This is a genomic window from Rhizobium leguminosarum (assembly GCF_004123835.1).
GTDB lineage: Bacteria > Pseudomonadota > Alphaproteobacteria > Rhizobiales > Rhizobiaceae > Rhizobium > Rhizobium leguminosarum_M.
Genome location: NZ_MZMU01000024.1, coordinates 204,175 through 224,794, shown reverse-complemented (window position 1 = coordinate 224,794; position 20,620 = coordinate 204,175). Strand labels below are relative to the sequence as shown.

Annotated in this window: 20 protein-coding genes and 1 tRNA gene; 13 read left to right on the top strand and 8 right to left on the bottom strand. The window is 60.8% G+C overall.

Annotated elements, in window-relative coordinates; translation table 11 throughout:
- Positions 1-144: 144 nt before the first annotated feature.
- Positions 145-1,017, top strand: a complete 873-nt coding sequence (locus tag B5P46_RS30810) for a hypothetical protein (protein ID WP_129422035.1) — start codon at positions 145-147, stop codon at positions 1,015-1,017.
- A gap of 189 nt (positions 1,018-1,206) precedes the next feature.
- Here the strand turns inward: B5P46_RS30810 and B5P46_RS30805 are convergent.
- Positions 1,207-1,281: transfer RNA gene (locus tag B5P46_RS30805), tRNA-Gly, on the bottom strand.
- A 256-nt stretch (positions 1,282-1,537) separates the two neighbouring features.
- Here B5P46_RS30805 and B5P46_RS30800 point away from each other — a divergent pair.
- The 4 genes from B5P46_RS30800 to B5P46_RS30785 all read left to right on the top strand — a co-directional run bounded on the left by B5P46_RS30800 (position 1,538) and on the right by B5P46_RS30785 (position 4,327).
- The gene (locus tag B5P46_RS30800) at positions 1,538-2,047 is read left to right on the top strand and encodes a prolyl-tRNA synthetase associated domain-containing protein (protein ID WP_129422034.1); all 510 of its coding nucleotides are present in this window, start codon (positions 1,538-1,540) and stop codon (positions 2,045-2,047) included.
- A gap of 160 nt (positions 2,048-2,207) precedes the next feature.
- On the top strand, positions 2,208-3,182 hold the full coding sequence (gene trxA / locus B5P46_RS30795; RefSeq protein WP_129422033.1) for a thioredoxin: 975 nt from the start codon (positions 2,208-2,210) through the stop codon (positions 3,180-3,182).
- Between the two features lie 260 nt (positions 3,183-3,442).
- On the top strand, positions 3,443-4,129 hold the full coding sequence (locus tag B5P46_RS30790) for an LON peptidase substrate-binding domain-containing protein (RefSeq protein ID WP_206735433.1): 687 nt from the start codon (positions 3,443-3,445) through the stop codon (positions 4,127-4,129).
- Positions 4,130-4,138: 9 nt separating this feature from the next.
- A complete protein-coding gene (locus tag B5P46_RS30785) occupies positions 4,139-4,327 on the top strand; it encodes a Trm112 family protein (protein ID WP_017966162.1) in 189 nt (62 codons plus the stop codon).
- 43 nt (positions 4,328-4,370) lie between these two features.
- Here the strand turns inward: B5P46_RS30785 and B5P46_RS30780 are convergent, their stop codons facing one another.
- Complete coding sequence (locus B5P46_RS30780) at positions 4,371-5,585, bottom strand: ubiquinone biosynthesis hydroxylase (RefSeq protein WP_129422031.1); 1,215 nt, start codon at positions 5,583-5,585, stop codon at positions 4,371-4,373.
- An 84-nt stretch (positions 5,586-5,669) separates the two neighbouring features.
- Here B5P46_RS30780 and tesB point away from each other — a divergent pair, with 84 nt between their 5' ends.
- The 6 genes from tesB to B5P46_RS30750 all read left to right on the top strand — a co-directional run bounded on the left by tesB (position 5,670) and on the right by B5P46_RS30750 (position 13,275).
- Positions 5,670-6,554: an acyl-CoA thioesterase II gene (gene tesB, locus B5P46_RS30775; protein ID WP_129422030.1), complete on the top strand. Its 885-nt coding sequence runs from the start codon at positions 5,670-5,672 to the stop codon at positions 6,552-6,554.
- A 211-nt stretch (positions 6,555-6,765) separates the two neighbouring features.
- Positions 6,766-7,116 (top strand): P-II family nitrogen regulator, encoded by a 351-nt coding sequence (locus B5P46_RS30770; RefSeq protein ID WP_003543684.1) that lies wholly within the window; start codon positions 6,766-6,768, stop codon positions 7,114-7,116.
- A 27-nt stretch (positions 7,117-7,143) separates the two neighbouring features.
- Complete coding sequence (locus B5P46_RS30765; protein ID WP_129422029.1) at positions 7,144-8,571, top strand: ammonium transporter; 1,428 nt, start codon at positions 7,144-7,146, stop codon at positions 8,569-8,571.
- A 248-nt stretch (positions 8,572-8,819) separates the two neighbouring features.
- On the top strand, positions 8,820-11,516 hold the full coding sequence (locus B5P46_RS30760) for a DNA translocase FtsK (protein WP_129422028.1): 2,697 nt from the start codon (positions 8,820-8,822) through the stop codon (positions 11,514-11,516).
- A 139-nt stretch (positions 11,517-11,655) separates the two neighbouring features.
- On the top strand, positions 11,656-12,324 hold the full coding sequence (locus tag B5P46_RS30755; protein ID WP_129422027.1) for an outer membrane lipoprotein carrier protein LolA: 669 nt from the start codon (positions 11,656-11,658) through the stop codon (positions 12,322-12,324).
- Positions 12,325-12,471: 147 nt separating this feature from the next.
- On the top strand, positions 12,472-13,275 hold the full coding sequence (locus B5P46_RS30750) for an exodeoxyribonuclease III (protein WP_028757778.1): 804 nt from the start codon (positions 12,472-12,474) through the stop codon (positions 13,273-13,275).
- 48 nt (positions 13,276-13,323) lie between these two features.
- Here B5P46_RS30750 and B5P46_RS30745 read toward each other — a convergent pair whose 3' ends face one another.
- Positions 13,324-13,779, bottom strand: a complete 456-nt coding sequence (locus tag B5P46_RS30745; protein WP_018448268.1) for a cyclic nucleotide-binding domain-containing protein — start codon at positions 13,777-13,779, stop codon at positions 13,324-13,326.
- Positions 13,780-13,895: 116 nt separating this feature from the next.
- The gene (locus tag B5P46_RS30740; RefSeq protein WP_027666953.1) at positions 13,896-14,579 is read right to left on the bottom strand and encodes a response regulator transcription factor; all 684 of its coding nucleotides are present in this window, start codon (positions 14,577-14,579) and stop codon (positions 13,896-13,898) included.
- Between the two features lie 167 nt (positions 14,580-14,746).
- Here B5P46_RS30740 and B5P46_RS30735 point away from each other — a divergent pair, with 167 nt between their 5' ends.
- Positions 14,747-15,268 (top strand): L,D-transpeptidase family protein, encoded by a 522-nt coding sequence (locus B5P46_RS30735; protein ID WP_129422026.1) that lies wholly within the window; start codon positions 14,747-14,749, stop codon positions 15,266-15,268.
- Between the two features lie 131 nt (positions 15,269-15,399).
- Positions 15,400-16,230, top strand: coding sequence for an aldo/keto reductase (locus B5P46_RS30730; protein WP_129422025.1), 831 nt, complete (start codon positions 15,400-15,402; stop codon positions 16,228-16,230).
- Positions 16,231-16,391: 161 nt separating this feature from the next.
- Here B5P46_RS30730 and leuC read toward each other — a convergent pair whose 3' ends face one another.
- From leuC to rplS, 4 genes are all read right to left on the bottom strand, one after another.
- The gene (gene leuC / locus B5P46_RS30725; RefSeq protein WP_027666950.1) at positions 16,392-17,801 is read right to left on the bottom strand and encodes a 3-isopropylmalate dehydratase large subunit; all 1,410 of its coding nucleotides are present in this window, start codon (positions 17,799-17,801) and stop codon (positions 16,392-16,394) included.
- 285 nt (positions 17,802-18,086) lie between these two features.
- Entirely contained in the window at positions 18,087-18,899 is an 813-nt protein-coding gene (locus B5P46_RS30715; RefSeq protein WP_129422024.1) for an amino acid ABC transporter permease, read from the bottom strand.
- A gap of 16 nt (positions 18,900-18,915) precedes the next feature.
- Positions 18,916-19,713, bottom strand: a complete 798-nt coding sequence (locus B5P46_RS30710; protein ID WP_129422023.1) for a basic amino acid ABC transporter substrate-binding protein — start codon at positions 19,711-19,713, stop codon at positions 18,916-18,918.
- A gap of 145 nt (positions 19,714-19,858) precedes the next feature.
- On the bottom strand, positions 19,859-20,413 hold the full coding sequence (gene rplS / locus B5P46_RS30705; protein WP_003582945.1) for a 50S ribosomal protein L19: 555 nt from the start codon (positions 20,411-20,413) through the stop codon (positions 19,859-19,861).
- Positions 20,414-20,620 lie beyond the last annotated feature (207 nt).

Here is a 20,620-nt window from a genome sequence, read left to right as displayed (position 1 = left end):
CTACATAATACCAAGGTATCGGGTTGAAGCTCGCCTGCAAGAAGTTCCACTTAGGAAAAGGGCTGGGCAAGGTATGGAGTATATTCTTCCTTCGCTCGACTTGGGCGAGATCGACGTGATCGAACTTCCCCGACTGGGGCGAAGATGATGGATTTCGAAAGCCTAACGAACCTAAGCAGACTGCAAGCGCAGGGCTTTTTAGCGCGTGCAGGACTTTATCTTTCGAGTGACGGTACGAATCCTGCTGCGAAGTCGGTTCTTGATAACGAAGAAAATATGCGCGCCGAACTTTTATCGTCTTTGCGTCAAAGAGCGCGCAGCCGTCTCGGCAACGCCAGGCTTGAGGAGGTCGATAAGCTAGTTGAAGAGTGGATTGACGAACAGATTGAGGCTGTCAGTGAAAAGCCCGATGAGGAGGCTGCTCTCGAGCGCCTTACCCGTGACGGTGTATTGCCCTTGGACGCATATACTCTGGAATTCGGAGAGCAGTACCTTCGGAGTCAAGCGAGATTCTCTATTGATGATAGAGCACTCGTAGCAGAAGCCACGCGACACCCTGATTTTGAAGAACAATTTCAAAACCCTAATGGCAGTGTGTCCCTCGTAGGGAAGTGGGTAAACACGGGCACACCTGACGCCTTCTTTTTGATAGCGACTCTGACGCTCGCAGATAGAAAGAGTTCAGTTATTGGTAGTTGGAGGCTTTATCCGGGAGACGTATCATTTTTGCACGTTCATTCGCTTCCAGATGCACTAGAACGATTTGCCCTAGCATTTGGAGTAGATTTCCAAATGGGGACGGAGCGTGGCAAATTCATCCGGCATGCCTATTTACCGGTCGGGTCAAAAATATCCATCGCGCATTCGGATGAGGTTGAGGTTTCAAGCATCGCCCGCTTCGATCAGCCATCCAATTCGACTGAAATATATTTTGCTTTTTCGGTAAACATTGATCGATATCGGAAGATGCTCCAACGAAGGACCAAACGACACCAACAGCGTAACGAACGAAATTAGCCTGCTCCATTGCTTTTTTGGCTGAGCAGAAGCACGTCTTTGGCTCGTCAGCTTCATGCATTGTGACCTGGGATATATCGACCTGGAGCAGAGGACTTTGTAAACCATCGACAACCCATTCGGCACGTGGTTGTCACCCATGTCTTAGGTACGCTCTGATACTTATGTCTTCGGGACAATTTGGAAAACTGGAGCGGGCGAAGGGATTCGAACCCTCGACCCCAACCTTGGCAAGGTTGTGCTCTACCCCTGAGCTACACCCGCTCAATCCGCATCGGTCCGGGGTAGTTGTTGGACCGTGGGCGCCGCCTCGCGGCGACCGGCGCTATATGGCCTAACGGGTTTTCAAATGCAACAGAGAAATGACGGGGAGGCGAAGAAAAATTCTGGTGTTCGCAGACGCCCGGCGGAAAGGCCGCAAATGCGGGGCAAAGCGTCGGTCGCAAAGATTGCCAAACGATGTGGACCGACTTAATCAGGACGCCTCGCTTTTTTCCCTTCCTGTCCAATGGATTGCCCCATGTCCGAAAATGCCCCGAAGACAAGAGAAGAATTGTTTGCCTTTCTCGATGGCCTCGGCATTGCCCATAAGACGATGGACCATGCGCCGGTCTTCACTGTCGCCGAATCGGTGGCCCTGCGCGACGAGATCCCCGGCGGCCACACCAAGAATCTTTTCATCAAGGACAAGAAGGACAGGTATTTTCTGCTGACCGTCGAGGAAAATGCTGCCGTCGACCTCAAGCAGGTGCATAATGCCATCGGCGGGTCCGGCCGGGTTTCCTTCGGCAGGCCGGAGAAACTGATGGAGTATCTCGGCGTCGTTCCGGGTGCGGTGACGGCCTTCGGCGCGATCAACGATACTGCGGAGAATGTCACCTTCGTGCTCGATGCCGAGCTGATGGCGCACGAGATCGTCAACTGCCATCCGCTATCCAATGATGCGACGACCTCGATTGCGAGCAGCGACCTTATCCGTTTCATGGAAGCGACGGGACATAAGCCGCTTGTCTTGAAAGTGACGTCCTGACATACGATTTTAGCGCTAAAGCGCGTCGCGATCTTTTAGATTCGCTTGCCGCGCTTTAGTCTTTGGTTTTGCGCGTGTCTTTATCGCAAAACCGCCACACAGTTTTGCGCGACATGCTTTAGCAAAGACGCCGGCAGGATCGGCGCGGCGGGAGATACCTATGAGCGGCAGCGACAACCCCTATAACGGTTCCTTCGGAAATCAGATGACGGCGACGACAAGCTTTAGTGCTGCGCCGGAACCCGCGGCTGCGGCCGGCAGCTACATCACGGAGACGACGACCGCGAATTTCGCCAAGGACGTCATCGAGGAATCGCGCAAGCAGCCGGTGCTGGTCGATTTCTGGGCGCCCTGGTGCGGTCCGTGCAAGCAGCTGACGCCGGTATTGGAAAAGGTGATCAACGAAGCCAAGGGCCGCGTCCGGCTGGTCAAGATGAACATCGACGATCATCCCTCGATCGCCGGCCAGCTCGGCATCCAGTCGATCCCCGCTGTCATCGCCTTCGTCAACGGCCGTCCTGCCGACGGTTTCATGGGCGCGGTGCCGGAAAGCCAGATCCAGCAGTTCATCGACCGGATCGCCGGTCCGGCCGGCGCCGACGAGGCGGCCGAAATCGAAGCCGTGCTTGCGGAAGCGGCGGAACTGCTTGCCGCCGGCAATATCAACGAGGCCGCTCAACTCTACGGCGCCGTGATGCAGGCCGATCCCGAGAATGCCAAGGCGCTTGCCGGCATGGCCGAATGCATGATCGCTGCCAACCAGCATCAGCGGGCACGCGAAATTCTGACGGAATTGCCGGAAGAGCTGGCGAAAGACGCCGGCATCCAGGCCGTGCTGATGAAGCTTGAGCAGATCGAGGAGGCCCGCAAGCTCGGCGATCCTGTTGCGCTCGAGCGCGAACTGGCCGCCAATCCCGACGATCACGAGGCACGGATCAAGCTTGCCAAGATCCGCAATGTCGAAGGCCGGCGCGACGAGGCCGCCGACCATCTGCTGCTGATCATGCGCAAGGACCGCGCCTTCGACGATGATGGCGCCCGCCGCCAGCTGTTGCAGTTCTTCGAGGTCTGGGGCTTCAAGGATCCGGCGACGGTTGCAGCACGCCGCAAGCTTTCGGCGATGCTGTTCTCGTAGGGCGCACCGCGGACGGTCTATCGCATTGAATCCGGGCATGATCCTTTCCGAAAACCGATTCCGATTTTCGGGGTATTCGCCACTGCATAATTCCTTAAATCGGAATCGATTTAAGGATTAAATTATGCAGCGATTCAAAGTGTTACAGCGTGTTTTGCGCGTCTAAAAAGACGCGCGGCGCTGTAAGTTCGAGCATCTGCCCTTGCGTTTTCGGACGAGGGCACCACATTCTCGTCAGGACGGGCAAGCCCGTTACAAGAATGCGGGACGGTTTCATGCAAGTCGGGAATGCCAGATACCTGAAGCCGGGCGATCTGCCTGATTCAATCGCTGTCTTCCCCCTGACCGGCGCCCTTCTCCTGCCGGCCGGGCAGCTTCCCCTCAACATTTTCGAGCCGCGCTATCTGGCGATGCTGGATGCGGCCCTGACCGGAAACCGGCTGATCGGCATGGTGCAGCCGGCACTCGGCGAACACGAGGACAAGGGCGGCGAGCCCAACCTTGCCGCTGTCGGTTGCCTCGGCCGCATCACCTCCTTCGCCGAGACCGGCGACGGGCGCTATATCGTATCGCTGACCGGCGTCTGCCGCTTCCGGTTGCTGGAGGAGAAATCGACCAGCGATCCCTTCCGCATCTTCCGGATCGCCCCGTTCATCGCCGATCTCTCGGCCGCAAACGAGGAGGAGGCGGTCGACCGCGCAGCGCTTCTCACCGCCTTCAAGGCCTATCTCGATGCCAACAAGCTGGAGGCAGACTGGGAGAGCGTCGAGCGGGCGAGCAATCTGACGCTCGTCAATTCGCTGGCGATGATGTCGCCCTTCGGGCCGGCCGAAAAACAGGCGCTGCTGGAGGCGCCCGACCTGAAGACGCGGGCCGAGACGCTGATCGCCATTACCGAAATCGTACTGGCGCGCGTCTTCGGTGACTCGGACACGGTTCTGCAGTAGACTTCAGCGATGGACGAAAAACTCAGCCGCGTCGATCCAAAGCTGCTCGATCTCCTGGTCTGCCCGCTCTCCAAGGGCCGGCTTTCCTATGATCGCGAGCAGAATGAGCTCGTGTCGGAAAAGGCGCGGCTTGCCTATCCGATCCGCGACGGCATTCCGATCATGCTGGTGTCCGAGGCCCGCCGCCTCGACGACTAAAACGCGTCGCGGTTTTCCGTCCGGAATTGCGTAAGAACAAAGGTTAAATCGTCTGGCCGGCAAGCAGGCGCGGATTGTCCTTTGCCGTCGTTCCGGCCGCCTGGCCGATGAAGAAAGATTTGAGACGCGGCAGCCGGTCGACGATGCCGAGGCCGACGTCGCGGGCGATGCGGATCGGCGTCGAGTCGTTGGAGAAGAGCCGGTTCAGCACGTCCGTCGTCACCCCCATGCGGAAAGTGTCGAAGCGCCGCCAGGTCTGGTAGCGCTCGAGAATGTTGATCGAGCCGATATCGAGGCCGAGGCGGTCGGCCTCGACCACGGTTTCGGCGAGTGCCGCCACATCCTTGAAGCCGAGATTGAGGCCCTGACCCGAAATCGGGTGGATGCCGTGGGCGGCATCGCCGGCCAGCGCGAAACGCGGCGCGACGAAGGAACGCGCCAGCGTCAGGCCGAGCGGGAAGGCGCGCTTGTCGCCGATGACTTTCAGGCTCCCAAGCTTGTGGCCGAAGCGGCGTTCGAGCTCTTCCTCGAAGATCAGGTCGTCGGCGGCGACCAGCCGGTTGGCATCCGGCGTGCGCTCCGTCCAGACGAGCGAGGAGCGGTTGTTCTTGAGCGGCAGGATGGCGAAGGGGCCGGCCGGCAGGAAATGTTCCTCGGCGCAGCCGTCATGCGGCCGCTCGTGTTCGACGGTCGCAACGATGCCGGACTGGCCGTAGTCCCAGGTGACGGTCCTGATGCCGGCGAGATCGCGCAATTTTGAGCGCACGCCGTCGCAGGCAACCAGCAGGCGGGTTTCCAGCGCGCTGCCGTCCGAAAGCGTGACGGTGACATGGGTGTCATGGGTCTTCAGCTCCGTGGCGCCGAGCCCATGGCGGATATCGATGCCGAGCCGGTCGCAGGCGCCGCGCAGTGCTGCGACCATGGCAACATTCGGGACCATGTGGGCGAAGGGCCGGCCCTCGGCCACTTCGCCGTCGAAGGTCAGAAAAACCGGACGCACCGGATCGGAGGTCTTGGAGTCGGTGACGATCATTTTGGTGATCGGCTGGGCTTCCGGCTCGATCTCGTTCCAGATGCCGAAGACCTCGAGCATCTTCGCCGCCGCCGCGATGATGGCGGAAGCGCGCGTATCATTTTTCCAGACATGCTCGGGGGCCGCCTCGACGACGGCGACATTCAGATGCGGCGCGGCCTGTTTGACCGCGACAGCGGCGGAAAGGCCGACGTACCCCCCGCCCACAACCAGCATGTCCAGCATCGCGCCGCTCCCGTACCTTGTGCCTCAGATGTGCTCTATATAGATCATCGCAACTTCACTTCCTACCGCTGGGAGACATAGAAAATGACGGGCGAAACGACCGGGCCTTCGGCGATGGAGACGCTGCTTTCGACGCTCGACCTGGAGCCGATCGAGGTCGACATCTTCCGCGGCCGCAGCCCCAAGGTCGGCTGGCAGCGGGTCTTCGGCGGCCAGGTGATCGGCCAGGCGCTGATGGCGGCGCAGCGCACCATCGAGGGCGAGCGTTTCGTCCATTCGCTGCATGCTTATTTCATGCGTCCCGGCGATCCCTCGGTGCCGATCATCTACCAGGCGGAGCGCATCCGTGATGGATCGAGCTTCAACACGCGGCGTGTCGTCGCGATCCAGCACGGCAAGGCGATCTTCGCTCTGTCGGCCTCCTTTCAGGTGGAGGAGCCAGGCTTCGAGCACCAGATCGCGATGCCTGAGGTCGAGATGCCGGAGGCGCTGCTCGGCGAGCAGCAGATCAAGGAACAGTATCTCGCGCACGCGCCGGAGGCGATCCGAAAATACTGGCAGCGTGAGCGGCCGATCGAGATTCGGCCCGTCTCGCTGACGCATTATTTTTCCGACAGGAAGCTCGATCCGAAGCAGGACGTCTGGGTGCGCGCCACCGGTCCGGTTCCCGACGACCGGCTCTATCAGGCGGCGGTGCTTGCCTATCTTTCGGACATGACGCTGCTCGATACGTCGCTCTATGCGCACGGAACGTCCATCTTCGACCAGAGCCTGCAGGTGGCGAGCCTCGATCATTCCATGTGGTTCCACAGACCCTGCAAGCTCGACGACTGGCTGCTTTATACGCAGGATAGTCCGTCGGCTTCAGGCGCCAGAGGATTAACCCGGGGTAGCTTGTTTACACGATCGGGTAGCCTGATCGCATCGGTCGCGCAGGAAGGCCTGATTCGGAAAAAGGCAAATGAATAAAAAGTGTGCAACTTTGTAAATTTGCGCGTTATTTGTGCGCTTATTGGCCGATCATTTGCCTGTTTATTGGCACTCTTTATTATAACCTTTATTTTTCAATAACTTACGACCTGCCTTGAATCTGGCACGCCCCTTGAATGTGTATTGGCCGGTCGCTGTTCAGGAACGTCAGCGGCAAGGAGAGTCGGCTCCGCGCCGAGGATAACGAAGGATGGGAAACCAGATGAAAATTGTGATGGCCATTATCAAGCCGTTCAAGCTCGATGAGGTCCGCGAAGCCCTTACGGCGATCGGTATTCAGGGGCTGACCGTAACCGAGGTGAAGGGCTACGGGCGCCAGAAGGGGCACACCGAAATCTATCGCGGCACCGAATATGCAGTCAGCTTCCTGCCGAAGCTCAAGATCGAAATCGCGGTTGCATCGGAACTCGTCGACAGGGCGGTCGAGGCCATTGCGGCATCGGCCAAGACCGGCCAGATCGGTGACGGCAAGATCTTCGTCTATTCGATCGACCATGCCGTGCGCATCCGTACGGGCGAAACCGATTCAGAAGCGCTGTAAGAACGGCAGATCAAGGAGCTTTTTCCAATGTCAATTTCGAAGTTTTCTTCCACCTTTGCGCGTCTTTGCGCAGCTTCAGCCGCCCTTCTGGCGCCGGCCGTCGCTTTCGCGCAGGAGGCTGCCCCAGCCGCGACCGCCGCTGCTGCTCCTGCTCTCATCATGGACAAGGGTGACAATACCTGGATGCTCGTCTCTTCGGCGCTCGTCCTGCTGATGACCATCCCCGGCCTTGCGCTTTTCTACGGCGGTCTCGTCCGCGCCAAGAACATGCTCTCGGTGCTGATGCAGGTCTTCATGATCACGGCCGTCGTGGCGCTGATCTGGGTGACCTACGGCTATTCGCTCGCCTTCACCGACGGCGGCTCGCTGAACAGCTTCGTCGGCGGCTTCTCCAAGGCGTTCCTCGCCGGCGTCAACACCTCGTCGCTCGTCGAAACCTTCTCGAAGGGCGTCGCCATTCCGGAATACACCTTCATCGTGTTCCAGATGACCTTCGCCTGCATCACGCCAGGCCTGATCGTCGGCGCATTCGCCGAGCGCATCAAGTTCTCGGCTGTCATGCTCTTCGTCGTGCTCTGGGTCACCTTCATCTACTTCCCGATGGCACACATGGTCTGGTTCTGGGGCGGTCCGAGCTCCTACACTTCGCCGGCTGGCCTGATCTTCTCCTATGGCGCAATCGACTTTGCCGGCGGCACGGTCGTTCACATCAATGCCGGTATCGCGGGCCTCGTCGGCGCCATCATGCTCGGCAAGCGCACGGGCTATAAGAAGGAAATCATGGCTCCGCACTCGATGACGCTGACCATGGTCGGCGCCTCGCTGCTCTGGGTCGGCTGGTTCGGCTTCAATGCCGGCTCCAACCTCGAAGCCAATGCCTACGCTTCTCTCGCCATGATCAACACCTTCGTCGCAGCGGCTGCCGCCGCTGTGTCCTGGTGCATCGTTGAAACCCTCACCCGCGGCAAGGCTTCCATGCTGGGTGGTGCTTCCGGCGCCGTCGCCGGTCTCGTCGCCATCACCCCGGCGGCAGGCTTTGCCGGCCCGATGGGCTCGATCGTTCTCGGCCTCCTCGTTTCGCCGGCCTGCTACTTCTTCGTCGATGTCGTGAAGAACAAGTTCAACTACGACGACAGCCTCGATGTCTTCGGCGTCCATTGCGTCGGCGGCATCATCGGCGCTCTCGGCACCGGTATCCTGGTCAACCCGGCGCTCGGCGGTGCAGGCATCGTCGATTATTCGACCGCCGATTTCGCAGCCTCCTATGCCGGCACGGCAACCCAGGTCTGGAACCAGGCCAAGGGCGTGCTGACGACGCTGCTGTGGTCGGGCATCGGCTCGGCGATCCTCTACAAGATCGTCGACGTCGTCATCGGCCTGCGTGTCACCGTTGAAGCCGAACGCGAAGGTCTCGACCTTTCGACCCACGGCGAAGCCGCCTACCACTCTTCCTGATCACAGGGTTTGCGGCGCCCGGCAGAAGGGCGCCGCTTCACAGCCCGTCGCGGCCTATTTAACCATAGACCGCATTTGGCCCGAACCTTTCAAGGTTCGGGCTTTTTTCATTTCCCGGTTCGGAACGCACGTCCAGGCATGCATGGTTAACATCGCTTTAACCCGGCTCTGATTAGGTAGAGCGGACGCATTTTGGCATGGCGAAGCTTCGGCGATTCGCCTGCCCAGGCATTGGACGGGTTAGACACATGGCAAGAAGCACGTCGCCGGCGATGGATGGCCGTCCGGATCGGTTCTCCTTCTCGGCATTCATGCTGCGGCAGATCCAGGCGCTCATCGGCTTTGCGATCTTTCTGCTGCTGGCGTTCTGCGTCGCGGCGCTGGCGACATGGAATGTTGCGGATCCGAGCTATTCCTATGCGACCGCCAACCTGCCGACGAATATTCTCGGTTACAGCGGTGCCGCCTTTGCCGATATCGTCATGCAGTTCCTCGGGCTTACCAGCGTCGTTTCGATGCTGCCGATCGTCGCCTGGGCGCTGACGCTGATCTCGGGCCGCCGCTTCAGCCGTATTCCTGCCCGTGCCGGCGCCTGGTTCGGCGGTTCGGTGCTTTCCTGCGCCGTCCTCGGCTGCTTTCCGCCGCCGCTCACCTGGCCGATCCCGAACGGCATCGGCGGTGTCATCGGCGACATGATCCTGCGTTTTCCCGCACTCTTCGTCGGCGCTTATCCGACTGGCACCTTCGCCATGGTCGTCGGCTGCATCTTCGCCGCGCCGACCGCCTGGCTGATGCTCTTTGCATCAGGGCTCGTCGGCCGCAGCGACGCCGACGAGGAGATCGAGGAGGATTACGTCGATACGCGCAGTAGCAAGGCCCGCGTCGTTGGAGACGAGGACGAGGAGGAGGACGAATCCCGCTGGGTCGCTCTCAGCGGCGCCGTGACGCATGCCTGGTACATGAGCCAGGGCCGACTGCGCCGGCTCTTCGGCATGGGGCCGCGCAAGCGGCGCCAGGGCGATTACGAATCACCTTATGATTTCAACGATGACGAGTTCGGCACGCTGAACGAACCCGTCCGCGCCAAGGCGCCGACCGTCCGCGGCGAGCGCATGGAGCCGTCGATGGAACCATCGATGGGGGCAAGGGCGGCTTCGCCGCGGCGCATCGTCTCCGCACCGTCGCTGTCGATCGATGACGACGATGATAATGACGACGACCTGCCCTTCGATACCGATATGCCGCCGCGCCCGGCCGATATCCTGCCCGACGACGATGACGACGACTGGATGATCCGCGCGCCGGCAAAGGCGGCCGGCAAGCCGGAACCCCGCGTCGTCCCCGTGGTCGCGCGTCCGAAGCCCAGTGCCCGCATCGAGCGGGAGGCGCAGGGCTCGTTCATCCGTCCCGAGGGTTTCCAGCTTCCGTCGATGCATCTGCTCGCCGAACCGAAGAATGTGGTGCGCGACTCCACGCTTTCGGCAGATGCACTGGAGCAGAATGCCCGCATGCTCGAAGGCGTGCTCGAAGATTTCGGCGTCAAGGGCGACATCATCCATGTCCGCCCCGGTCCCGTCGTCACGCTCTACGAACTGGAGCCGGCGCCCGGCATCAAGTCGTCGCGCGTCATCGGCCTTGCCGACGACATCGCCCGCTCGATGAGCGCGATTGCCGCGCGCGTCGCCGTCGTGCCCGGCCGCAACGCGATCGGCATCGAATTGCCGAACCAGACGCGCGAGACCGTCTATCTGCGTGAACTCATCGCCTCCCGGGATTTCGAGGGCAGCAAGGCGAAGCTCGCCATGGCGCTCGGCAAGACGATCGGCGGCGAAGCCGTCATTGCCGATCTCGCCAAGATGCCGCATCTGCTCGTCGCCGGCACCACCGGCTCCGGCAAGTCGGTCGCCATCAACACGATGATCCTGTCGCTGCTCTATCGCATGACGCCAGAACAGTGCCGGTTGATCATGATCGACCCGAAGATGCTCGAACTCTCCGTCTATGACGGCATCCCGCACCTGCTTTCGCCTGTCGTCACCGATCCGAAGAAGGCCGTCGTCGCGCTCAAATGGACCGTGCGCGAGATGGAAGAGCGCTACAAGAAGATGTCGAAGATCGGCGTGCGCAATATCGACGGCTTCAACACCCGCGTCGAGCAGGCGCTGTCGAAGGGCGAGGCGATCTCGCGCACGGTGCAGACCGGATTCGACCGCCATACCGGCGAGGCGATGTACGAGACCGAAGAATTCGATCTGCGGCCGATGCCCTATATCGTCGTCATCATCGACGAGATGGCCGACCTGATGATGGTCGCCGGCAAGGACATCGAAGGCGCCGTCCAGCGTCTGGCGCAGATGGCGCGTGCGGCCGGCATCCACGTGATCATGGCGACACAGCGTCCGTCGGTCGACGTCATCACCGGCACGATCAAGGCGAACTTCCCGACCCGCATCTCCTTCCAGGTGACCTCGAAGATCGACAGTCGCACCATCCTCGGCGAACAGGGCGCCGAACAGCTGCTCGGCATGGGCGACATGCTCTATATGGCGGGTGGCGGGCGTATCCAGCGCGTGCACGGTCCGTTCGTTTCGGATGTCGAGGTGGAAGAGATCGTCTCCTACCTGAAGACCCAGGGCTCGCCGCAATATCTCGACGCGATCACCGCCGATGACGACGAAGACGGCGATTACGGCGGTGGCGGCGGCGGTCCGGCCGGCACGTCCAATCTTTCCGAATCGGAAGATCCCTACGACCAGGCGGTCGCCATCGTGCTGCGTGACGGCAAGGCGTCGACCTCCTACGTCCAGCGCCGGCTCGGCATCGGCTACAACCGCGCCGCCTCGCTCGTCGAGCGTATGGAGAAGGAGGGCATCATCGGACCGGCCAACCATGCCGGCAAACGCGAGATTCTCGTTCCGACCGAAGGCGACATCCTCGACCGCTGACATAACAGGCATATATTTCCGATGCAGCCGCTTTTGCGGAAACCTGATAGCATCGAAGCCGTTACCTCTCGCAGGCCGATCGCAACGCCTTGAAGACGCCGCCTTTCGGCAGCATGCAGATCGCATAAAGGAGATTTAGATGAGTCACTCCGATACCTTCCTCTCCGGCCTGACGGTAACGCGCCGCGACCTTCTCGGCGCCTTTGCCGTCGCGGCGATGGCGAGCGCCATTCCCCTCGGTGCTTACGCGCAGGCGGCAGCTCCCGCCTCCGGCACCGCGCAGGCGATCGCCGATCATTTCTCCGGCGTCACGACGATGCAGGGCGAATTCGTGCAGTTCGGTCCGCGCGGCGAGCAGACCGGCGGCAAGTTCTTCATCCAGCGCCCCGGCAAGCTGCGCTTCAACTATGACGATCCGTCGCCGATGCGGGTGATCGCCGACGGCAAGAACGTCGCCATCGGCAATACGAAGCTGAAGACCTGGGATCTCTATCCGCTGTCCAAAACCCCGCTCAGCCTGCTTCTGGCGCAGCGTATCGATCTGTCGGCCGGCATGGTGAAGGGTGTGAAGGAAGAGTCCGACCTGACGACAATCGCGCTCGGCAACAATACGGTGTTCGGAAACTCGACCATCACCATGATGTTCGACCCGAAGACTTACGACCTGCGTCAGTGGACGATCACCGACAATCAGGGCAAGGACACCTCGGTGATGATCTTCAACGTCAAAACCGGCATGCAGTTCGACGATCGCGTCTTCCGCGTGCCCTATGAGACCATTCCAGGCACGCCTCAGTCGCGCGATTGAAACCTTTTCGGTTGATCGCTTGATGCTTTTGCGCGCGTCTAGTTCCTTCGCGCCCGCCTTTGTTTTAAAGCCCTTTCATGAAAGCGCGTCGCGTCGAGCCGGGGTTCGGCCGGCATGCGGGGCATTGGACGCGAGAGGGTATGGGGCATGGGTTTTTCGATCACCACCTGGAACATCAATTCGGTGCGGCTGCGCATGCCCATCGTCGAGCAACTCGTTCTCAAGCACAGGCCCGATATCCTCTGCCTGCAGGAAACCAAGGTGACGAACGAGCTGTTTCCGGCGGCGCCGCTCAGGGCGATGGGCTACAATCACATCATCATCCATGGCCAGAAGGGCTATCATGGCGTGGCGATCGCCTCGCGCATTCCGTTGACCGAGGATCACCGCCAGGATTATTGCGGCGTCGGCGATGCACGCCACATCTCGGCGATCTTCGAGCACGGCAATCGTCGCGTTCGGCTGCACAATTTCTATGTCCCGGCCGGCGGCGACGAGCCGGATCGCACGATCAATCCGAAATTCGGCCACAAACTCGATTTCATCGAAGAGATGAAGCTGCTGAAAGCCAATGGCGAGGCCAACACCTCAGCCATCCTCGTCGGTGACCTCAACATCGCGCCGCTGGAGCATGACGTCTGGTCGCACAAGCAGCTTCTGAAGATCGTCAGCCATACGCCTGTCGAAACCGAGGGGCTGCTCGAGGTGATGAAGCGCGGCGCCTGGCTCGATCTGATGCGCCAGCATGTGCCTGCCAGTGAGAAACTCTACACCTGGTGGAGCTACCGCGCCAAGGATTGGGAGGCCGCCGACCGCGGCCGCCGTCTCGACCATATCTGGTCGTCGTCGGATCTCGGGCCGCATCTCAAGCGAATCGAAATCCTGAAGGAGGCGCGCGGCTGGGACCGGCCCTCCGACCACGTACCGGTCACGGCGCATTTCGATTTCTAGAACGATGCGGTTCAGCTTTTCGTAAAAGCGCAAACCGCTCTACAGGGATCAGCTGAAGCGGTAGAACTGGCTTGCGGCCTTTGCCGCGAGTTCGGCGAGATTATCGCGGATCCGGTTCTCGATCAGCCGGGCTGCGTCCGGATATTCTTCGATCAGCCGGTGGAAGAGAGCGCGAGTGATGCGGATGATGCTGGTATCCTCGCGCGCTACCGCGGTGAACTTGCGCTCCACCAACGTCACCAGCGCCAGCTCGGAAACCAGGGTTCCCGGACCGGCGATCCCCCCTGTCCTCTGCATGCCGTCGCTGCTCGTCGCGCTCAGCTCCAGGCTGCCGCTGAGGATGACATACGCGCTCTCGGCGGGCGAACCCTGGCGAAACAGCATCTGGCCGGCAGCGATCATGCGCCGGTCGGCGCCGAAGGCGATCAACCGCAGCTGATCCTCGTTCATGTCCTTGAACAGAGGAAGCTGCGCGAGCATGTGGATGTCGTCGGTCAGCGCCATGCGGGCTTTTCGCCTTAGAGCAATTCCAGCAGAAGTGCGTCGCGGTTCTGCGTTCAGAATTGCGTGAAAACAAAGAGATAGGGCATTTCCGTGATTCGGAGAAAAACGGAACTGCTCTAGGGTATGATCTTGTAGCCGCCGTTTTCCGTGACGAGGATTTCGGCATTGGAGGGATCGCGCTCGATCTTCTGGCGCAGGCGGTAGACGTGGGTTTCCAGCGTATGCGTCGTCACGCCGGAATTATAGCCCCAGACCTCTTCGAGCAGTATGTCGCGGGTGACGACCTTCTGTTCGGCGCGGTAGAGATAGCGGATGATCGCCGCTTCCTTTTCCGTCAGCCGGATCTTCTGGCCGTTGTCGGTGGTCAGGAGCTTCTGGCTCGGCTTGAAGAGGTAGGGGCCGACGGTGAAGGTCGCGTCCTCGCTCTGCTCATGCTGGCGCAGCTGCACGCGGATGCGCGCGAGCAGCACGGCGAACCGGAAAGGCTTGGTGACATAATCGTTGGCGCCGGCTTCGAGACCGAGGATCGTGTCCGAATCGGTATCGTGGCCGGTCAGCATGATGATCGGCGCCTTGAAACCGCCCTTGCGTAGCAGCTTCACTGCCTCGCGGCCGTCCATATCGGGCAGGCCGACATCCATGATCAGCAGGTCGATCGGCATCGAGCGGGCGGTCGCGACACCTTTGCCGGCGTTGGCTTCCTGCAGAACCGTGAATTCCTCATACAGCGACAATTGCTCCGTCAGCGTCTGTCGAAGGTCATCGTCGTCATCCACCAGAAGAATGGTGCGTGCGGTCATGCCGTTTGCGTCCTCATGTTAAGTCCCCTAGTCCTACGCCAAATTCCTGGTTTGGCAAGGATCGGGCAGCGGGCTGTTGCCGGGTCGGTTTCGATATGATTTCAATCGAAGCCCCAGACAAGGCACGACATGCGAGAAAAATGGAAAAAGCAAGGCAGAGGCGAGGTATGACGCCGTCGACGATCATGGTGCGTCCTGCGCCGGGGCGCAAGAGCCGGGCGATCGTCCGGCTTGGCGCCATCACCGTGCCTGCTGCGATCGGCCGCTCCGGCCGCACCGTGATGAAACGCGAGGGCGACGGCGCCACGCCGATCGCCTCGATGAGGCTGATGTCCGGCTTCCGGCGCGGCGAGCGGAACGGCCGGCTCGTCACTCCGCTTTCCATCCGCCGCATTCGCCCCGACATGCTCTGGTGCGATCAGTCTGACAGTGCCAGCTACAACCGCCTCGTCAGGGCACCGTTCAGCGCAAGTCACGAGGAGATGCGGCGCAGCGACGGGCTCTACGATATCTGCCTGGTGATGGACTGGAACATTTCCTCGCGTGCGCGCAATCGCGGCTCGGCGATCTTCTTCCATCTCATCAGGCCAGGCTACGAGCCGACGGCGGGCTGCGTGGCTGTGAGCCTGCGCGACATGCTCCGCCTGCTGCCGCACATTCGAAAGGGAACGATTGTCCGCGTCCTTTGATTGTCTTCCGGATGCGGCTGCCTATATGTTTCCAGTGACCGAACGCTCCGGCTGAAATGCGTTCCGGGACGTCCGCGCGCGCGGGCGCAAATCATGCCTCGTCCAATTCTTCAAACTCCCGGAGATATATTGTGACCGCTCAACCCATCATCACTTTCCATGACGGACATTCCATTCCGCAGGTCGGCCTCGGCGTCTGGCAGACGCCGCAGGACATTGCCGCTCCCACCGTGCGCACGGCGATCGCCGCCGGCTATCGTCACATCGATACCGCTTCCGGTTACGACAACGAAGAGGGCGTCGGCGAAGGCATCCGCTCTTCCGGCCTCGACCGCAAGGACATCTTCGTCACCACCAAGCTCAGGAATACCGATCAAGGCTATGACAATACGCTGCGCGCCTTCGACGGCAGCCTGAAGAAGCTCGGTTCCGAATATGTCGACCTCTACCTCATTCACTGGCCGTCGCCGCATCGCGGCCTTTATACGGAGACCTGGAAGGCTTTCGCCCGCATCCGGGAAGAGGGCCGCGCCCGCTCGATCGGCGTGTCGAATTTCAATCCTGAACATCTCGAGCGCATCATCGGCGAAACCGGCGTCGTTCCCGTCATCAACCAGATCGAGCTGCATCCCGATTTCCAGCAGAAGGCGGCGCAGGAGGTTCACGAGAAACTGAATATCGTCACGGAATCCTGGAGCCCGCTCGGCCAGGGCAAGTTCATCTCGAACGCTGATATCGGCGAGATCGCCAAAAAGCATCAGAAGACGCCGGCTCAGGTCATCATTCGCTGGCACATCGATACCGGCCTCGTCGTCATCCCGAAATCGGTGACGCCGTCGCGTATCGAAGAGAATTTCCAGGTGTTCGATTTCAAGCTCGATGCCGACGACATGGCCGAGATCGCCAAGCTCGACAGCACCAACGCCCGCATGGGACCGGATCCGATGACGGCAACCTTCTGATCGTCGTCTCGATTTATTGCCAGGCCAATGAAGGGTCGTCCCGCAAAAGACCGCATGCGGTAGCCGTTTTATAAGGCGACCGAGGCGGGCGGCATAAAATGTGAAGCCCACCGATGCGCCGCGGCATCGGTGGGCTTTTGATTGTCATCCGTTTTGACGGATCAGTTCCACTCACGGATATCGACGAAGTGCCCGGCGATCGCGGCTGCGGCGGCCATTGCCGGCGAGACGAGGTGCGTGCGGCCCTTGAAGCCCTGACGGCCCTCGAAGTTGCGGTTCGAGGTCGAAGCGCAGCGTTCGCCCGGCTTCAGGCGGTCGTCGTTCATGGCAAGGCACATCGAGCAGCCCGGCTCGCGCCAGTCGAAACCGGCGGCCTTGAAGATCTTGTCGAGGCCTTCGGCTTCCGCCTGTTCCTTGACGAGGCCGGAGCCCGGCACGATCATCGCGTCGACGGTTGGGGCAACCGTCTTGCCTTCGACGACCTTGGCGACTTCGCGCAGATCCTCGATGCGGCCGTTGGTGCAGGAGCCGATGAAGACGCGGTCGAGCGTGATGTCGGTCATCTTCGTGCCCGGCTTCAGGCCCATATAGTCGAGCGCGCGCCACTTGGATGTGCGCTTGGTTTCGTCCGGAATGTCGTCCGGGTTCGGAACGATGCCCTGAACGGAGATGACATCCTCGGGCGAGGAGCCCCAGGAAACGATCGGCGGCAGGCTGGCGGCATCGAGCACGACGACGCGGTCGTAGTGAGCGCCCTCGTCGGTCTGCAGCGTCTTCCAGTAGGCGATCGCCTGTTCCAGTGCCTCGCCCTTCGGTGCACGCGGCTTGCCCTTGATGTATTCGAAGGTCTTTTCGTCAGGGGCGATCAAGCCGGCGCGGGCACCGCCTTCGATTGTCATGTTGCAGATGGTCATGCGGCCTTCCATCGACAGCGCGCGGATCGCTTCGCCGGCAAATTCGATGACGTGGCCGGTGCCGCCGGCCGTGCCGATCTCGCCGATGATGGCAAGGATGATGTCCTTGGCGGTAACATGCGGCGGAAGCAGGCCGTCGACCCGCACCAGCATGTTCTTCGCCTTCTTCTGGATCAGCGTCTGGGTCGCCAGCACATGCTCGACCTCAGAAGTGCCGATGCCGTGCGCCAGCGCGCCGAAGGCGCCGTGCGTCGAGGTGTGGCTGTCGCCGCAGACGATGGTCATGCCGGGCAGGGTGAAGCCCTGTTCCGGACCGACAATGTGGACGATGCCCTGGCGCTTGTCGCTTGCCGAATAATATTCGACGCCGAATTCGGCGGCATTGGTGGCCAGCGCTTCCACCTGGATCCGGCTTTCCTCGTTCTTGATGCCGAGATGGCGGTCGGGCGAGGTCGGAACGTTGTGGTCGACGACGGCGAGCGTCTTTTCCGGCGCGCGAACCTTGCGGCCGGTCATGCGCAGGCCTTCGAACGCCTGCGGCGAGGTCACTTCGTGGACCAGGTGGCGGTCGATGTAGAGAAGACAGGTGCCGTCTGCCTGTTCGTCGACCAGATGATCGTCCCAGATCTTGTCGTAGAGGGTACGCGGTGCGCTCATGGCGTTAAGTCCGTTTTTCTAAAGCTTTTGGAAAATCGAGAAATGGCAGATCAGGCTCCGCCGGCCGTCATTCGATCAACGAAGTCGGCTGTTGAGCGCACCGGACACGCACGCAAAAAACCGCGCCGGCAGGCGATAATGGTCCTGCAGCACGAAAATATGCGCACCAATGCATCTGAACTTGGATTCCATGGCCCTGCATATAGCGATTTTTCGCGGCGGCTTCAATTTGAATCATCAGCAGACGCTCTGCGGCCTCTCAGCGGCGCGGCGGCTATTGATCGCTTACCGCGACTTCATCCATTTCTCCGTCCGCCGCAGCGCCAGCGACAGGCCGATCGTCAGGATCAGATAGATATAGGTGACGATCGAATAGGTCTCGAAGAAGCGGAAGGAGCCGGCGGCATAGACCTTGCCCATCTGGGTGATGTCGGCGACGCCGAGCACGGAGACGAGCGAACTGTCTTTCACCATCGAGACGAAATCGTTGGAGAGCGGCGGGAAGATCACGCGGATCGCCTGCGGGAAGACGACGGAGCGAAAGCGCCGATAGCGCGACAGGCCAAGCGCCTTGGCCGCCTCAATCTGGCCGAGATCGACCGACTGGAAACCGGCCCGGAAGATTTCGGCGATGAAGGAGGAATAACCGACCGTCAGCGCGATGATCGCTCGCCACATCAGCGACAGATCGCGCACCAGGATGGGCTCGGCCACGCCGGATGTCACCAGCGGTGAAATCAGGAAATTATAGCCTGCAACCAGAGCCGGCGCGCCGACGAAGGCGACGTAGAACAGCAGCACGAGGATCGGTATGCCGCGGATGATCTCGATGTAGAATCGCGCAATCTGACGCAACACCTGGCTGTCGGCCATGCCAAGCAGGCAGATGCCGAGACCGAGCACGGTGGCGAGCACGAAGGCGACCAGCGTGACGAAGACGGTGATGCCGACACCGTTGACAACGGTGCGGAAGACCTGGGCGTATATATCGTTGGCGACGATGACGGCGGCAAGCACGATGCCGATCGTGACAAGGGCGACCAGCCACCAGGGATAGTCGTCCTTGACGTGTCTGTCGGGAGATGGTCGCAGGGCCATCAATAGTTGCTCGGCGTCATTCGCCCATCTTGTAGTCGAGGAACCACTTCTTGTTCAGCCCATCCAGCGTGCCGTCGGCTTTGAGTGCGGCGATGGCGGCATTGACCGGGGCGACAAGGTCGGACCCTTTCGGGAAGATGAAGCCGAAATCCTCGGTGCCGAGCGGTTCGCCGATCAGCTTCAAGGCGCCGTTCGAGGCATCGACATAACCTTTGCCGGCAGTGCCGTCGGTCAGCACGACGTCGACGTCGCCGGCCTTCAGGGCCTGGACGGTGGCGCCGAAGGTTTCGAAGAGTTTGATGCGCGGGTTCTGCTCGTTGCCATCCAGCACTTCATAGACGGCGGTGTAGAAGGGCGTGGTGCCGGGCTGCGCGCCGACCAGGCCATCCTTGAATTCGCCAAAGGACTTGGCATCGGTGAAGCGGTTCTCGTCGCCGCGCACCAGCATGAACTGCTGAGAGCGCATATAGGGATCGGAGAAATCCACTTTCTGCTTGCGGTCTTCCTTGATGGTGATGCCGGTCATGCCGATGTTGTACTGGCCGTCGGACACGGCCTGGATCATCGCGTCCCAGCTGGTGTTCTGGTATTCGACCTTGAAATTCAGCCGCTTGGCGATCTCGTTCATCGCATCATATTCCCAGCCGATCGCCTTGCCGGATTTCGGATCGACGAATTGCAGCGGCGGATAGGCATTCTCGGTGACGACGACGACGCTCTTGCCGCCGAGATCGGGCAGCTCGGCGGCCGATGCGGCGAGGGGTAGAAGAGCAAGGGCGGCGAAGCTCGCAAGAACGGTACGGCGAAACAACATTGAACGGTTCCCCAAAATTGAACGGCAAAAACTGTCACGGAAGGCCTGCCGAAGGCAAGGCCGCCCACTGCGTGCCCGAGCAAAAAATAGAAAAGGCGACCCGAAGGCCGCCTTTCCAAGCAAAGAATTTTGCGTAGCGCAGATCTTATTCTGCTGCCGGTTCCGCTGCAGCGGCGGCTGCTTCTGCGGCGGCCTTTTCAGCAGCGGCCTTGGCTTCCGCAGCTTCTGCTGCTGCCTTCTCGGCGGCGAGCGCCTGGGCGGCTGCAACCTTTTCAGCTTCGATGCGTGCCTTTTCCTCGGCAATGGCGGCGCGCTCGGCGTCGTTGAGCTTGCGGGCGCGGACGCCGGTGTCTTCAACGATACGGGCAGACTTGCCGCGACGGTCGCGCAGGTAATAGAGCTTGGCGCGACGGACCTTACCGCGGCGAACGACGTCGACGCTTTCGATCATCGGCGAGTAGACCGGGAATACGCGCTCGACGCCTTCGCCGTAGGAGATCTTGCGGACCGTGAAGTTTTCCTGCAGGCCGCCGCCGGAGCGGGCGATGCAGACGCCTTCATAGGCCTGAACGCGGGTACGGGTGCCTTCCGTGACCTTCACGTTGACGCGGACGGTGTCGCCCGGGGAAAATTCGGGAAGCGTGCGCTTGGCTTCGATCTTGGCGGCCTGTTCGGCCTCAAGCTGCTGAATGATGTTCATCGTCTTAACCTTTGGTTCTTCTGAAACAGCCAGAGCGCTCGACACTGATCCTTCGGAACTGGCCTCAGGACTTTGCCCGTCAAGGGCGGGAGCGGATTCGCCATTCTTTGTTTGCTGGCAGACGGGGATAAACCCCATTTCCGCGTGCGCCAATACACGAAAGGCCAGGGCTTGTCATCCCTTGGACGGCATTTTTGTGAAAAGGGC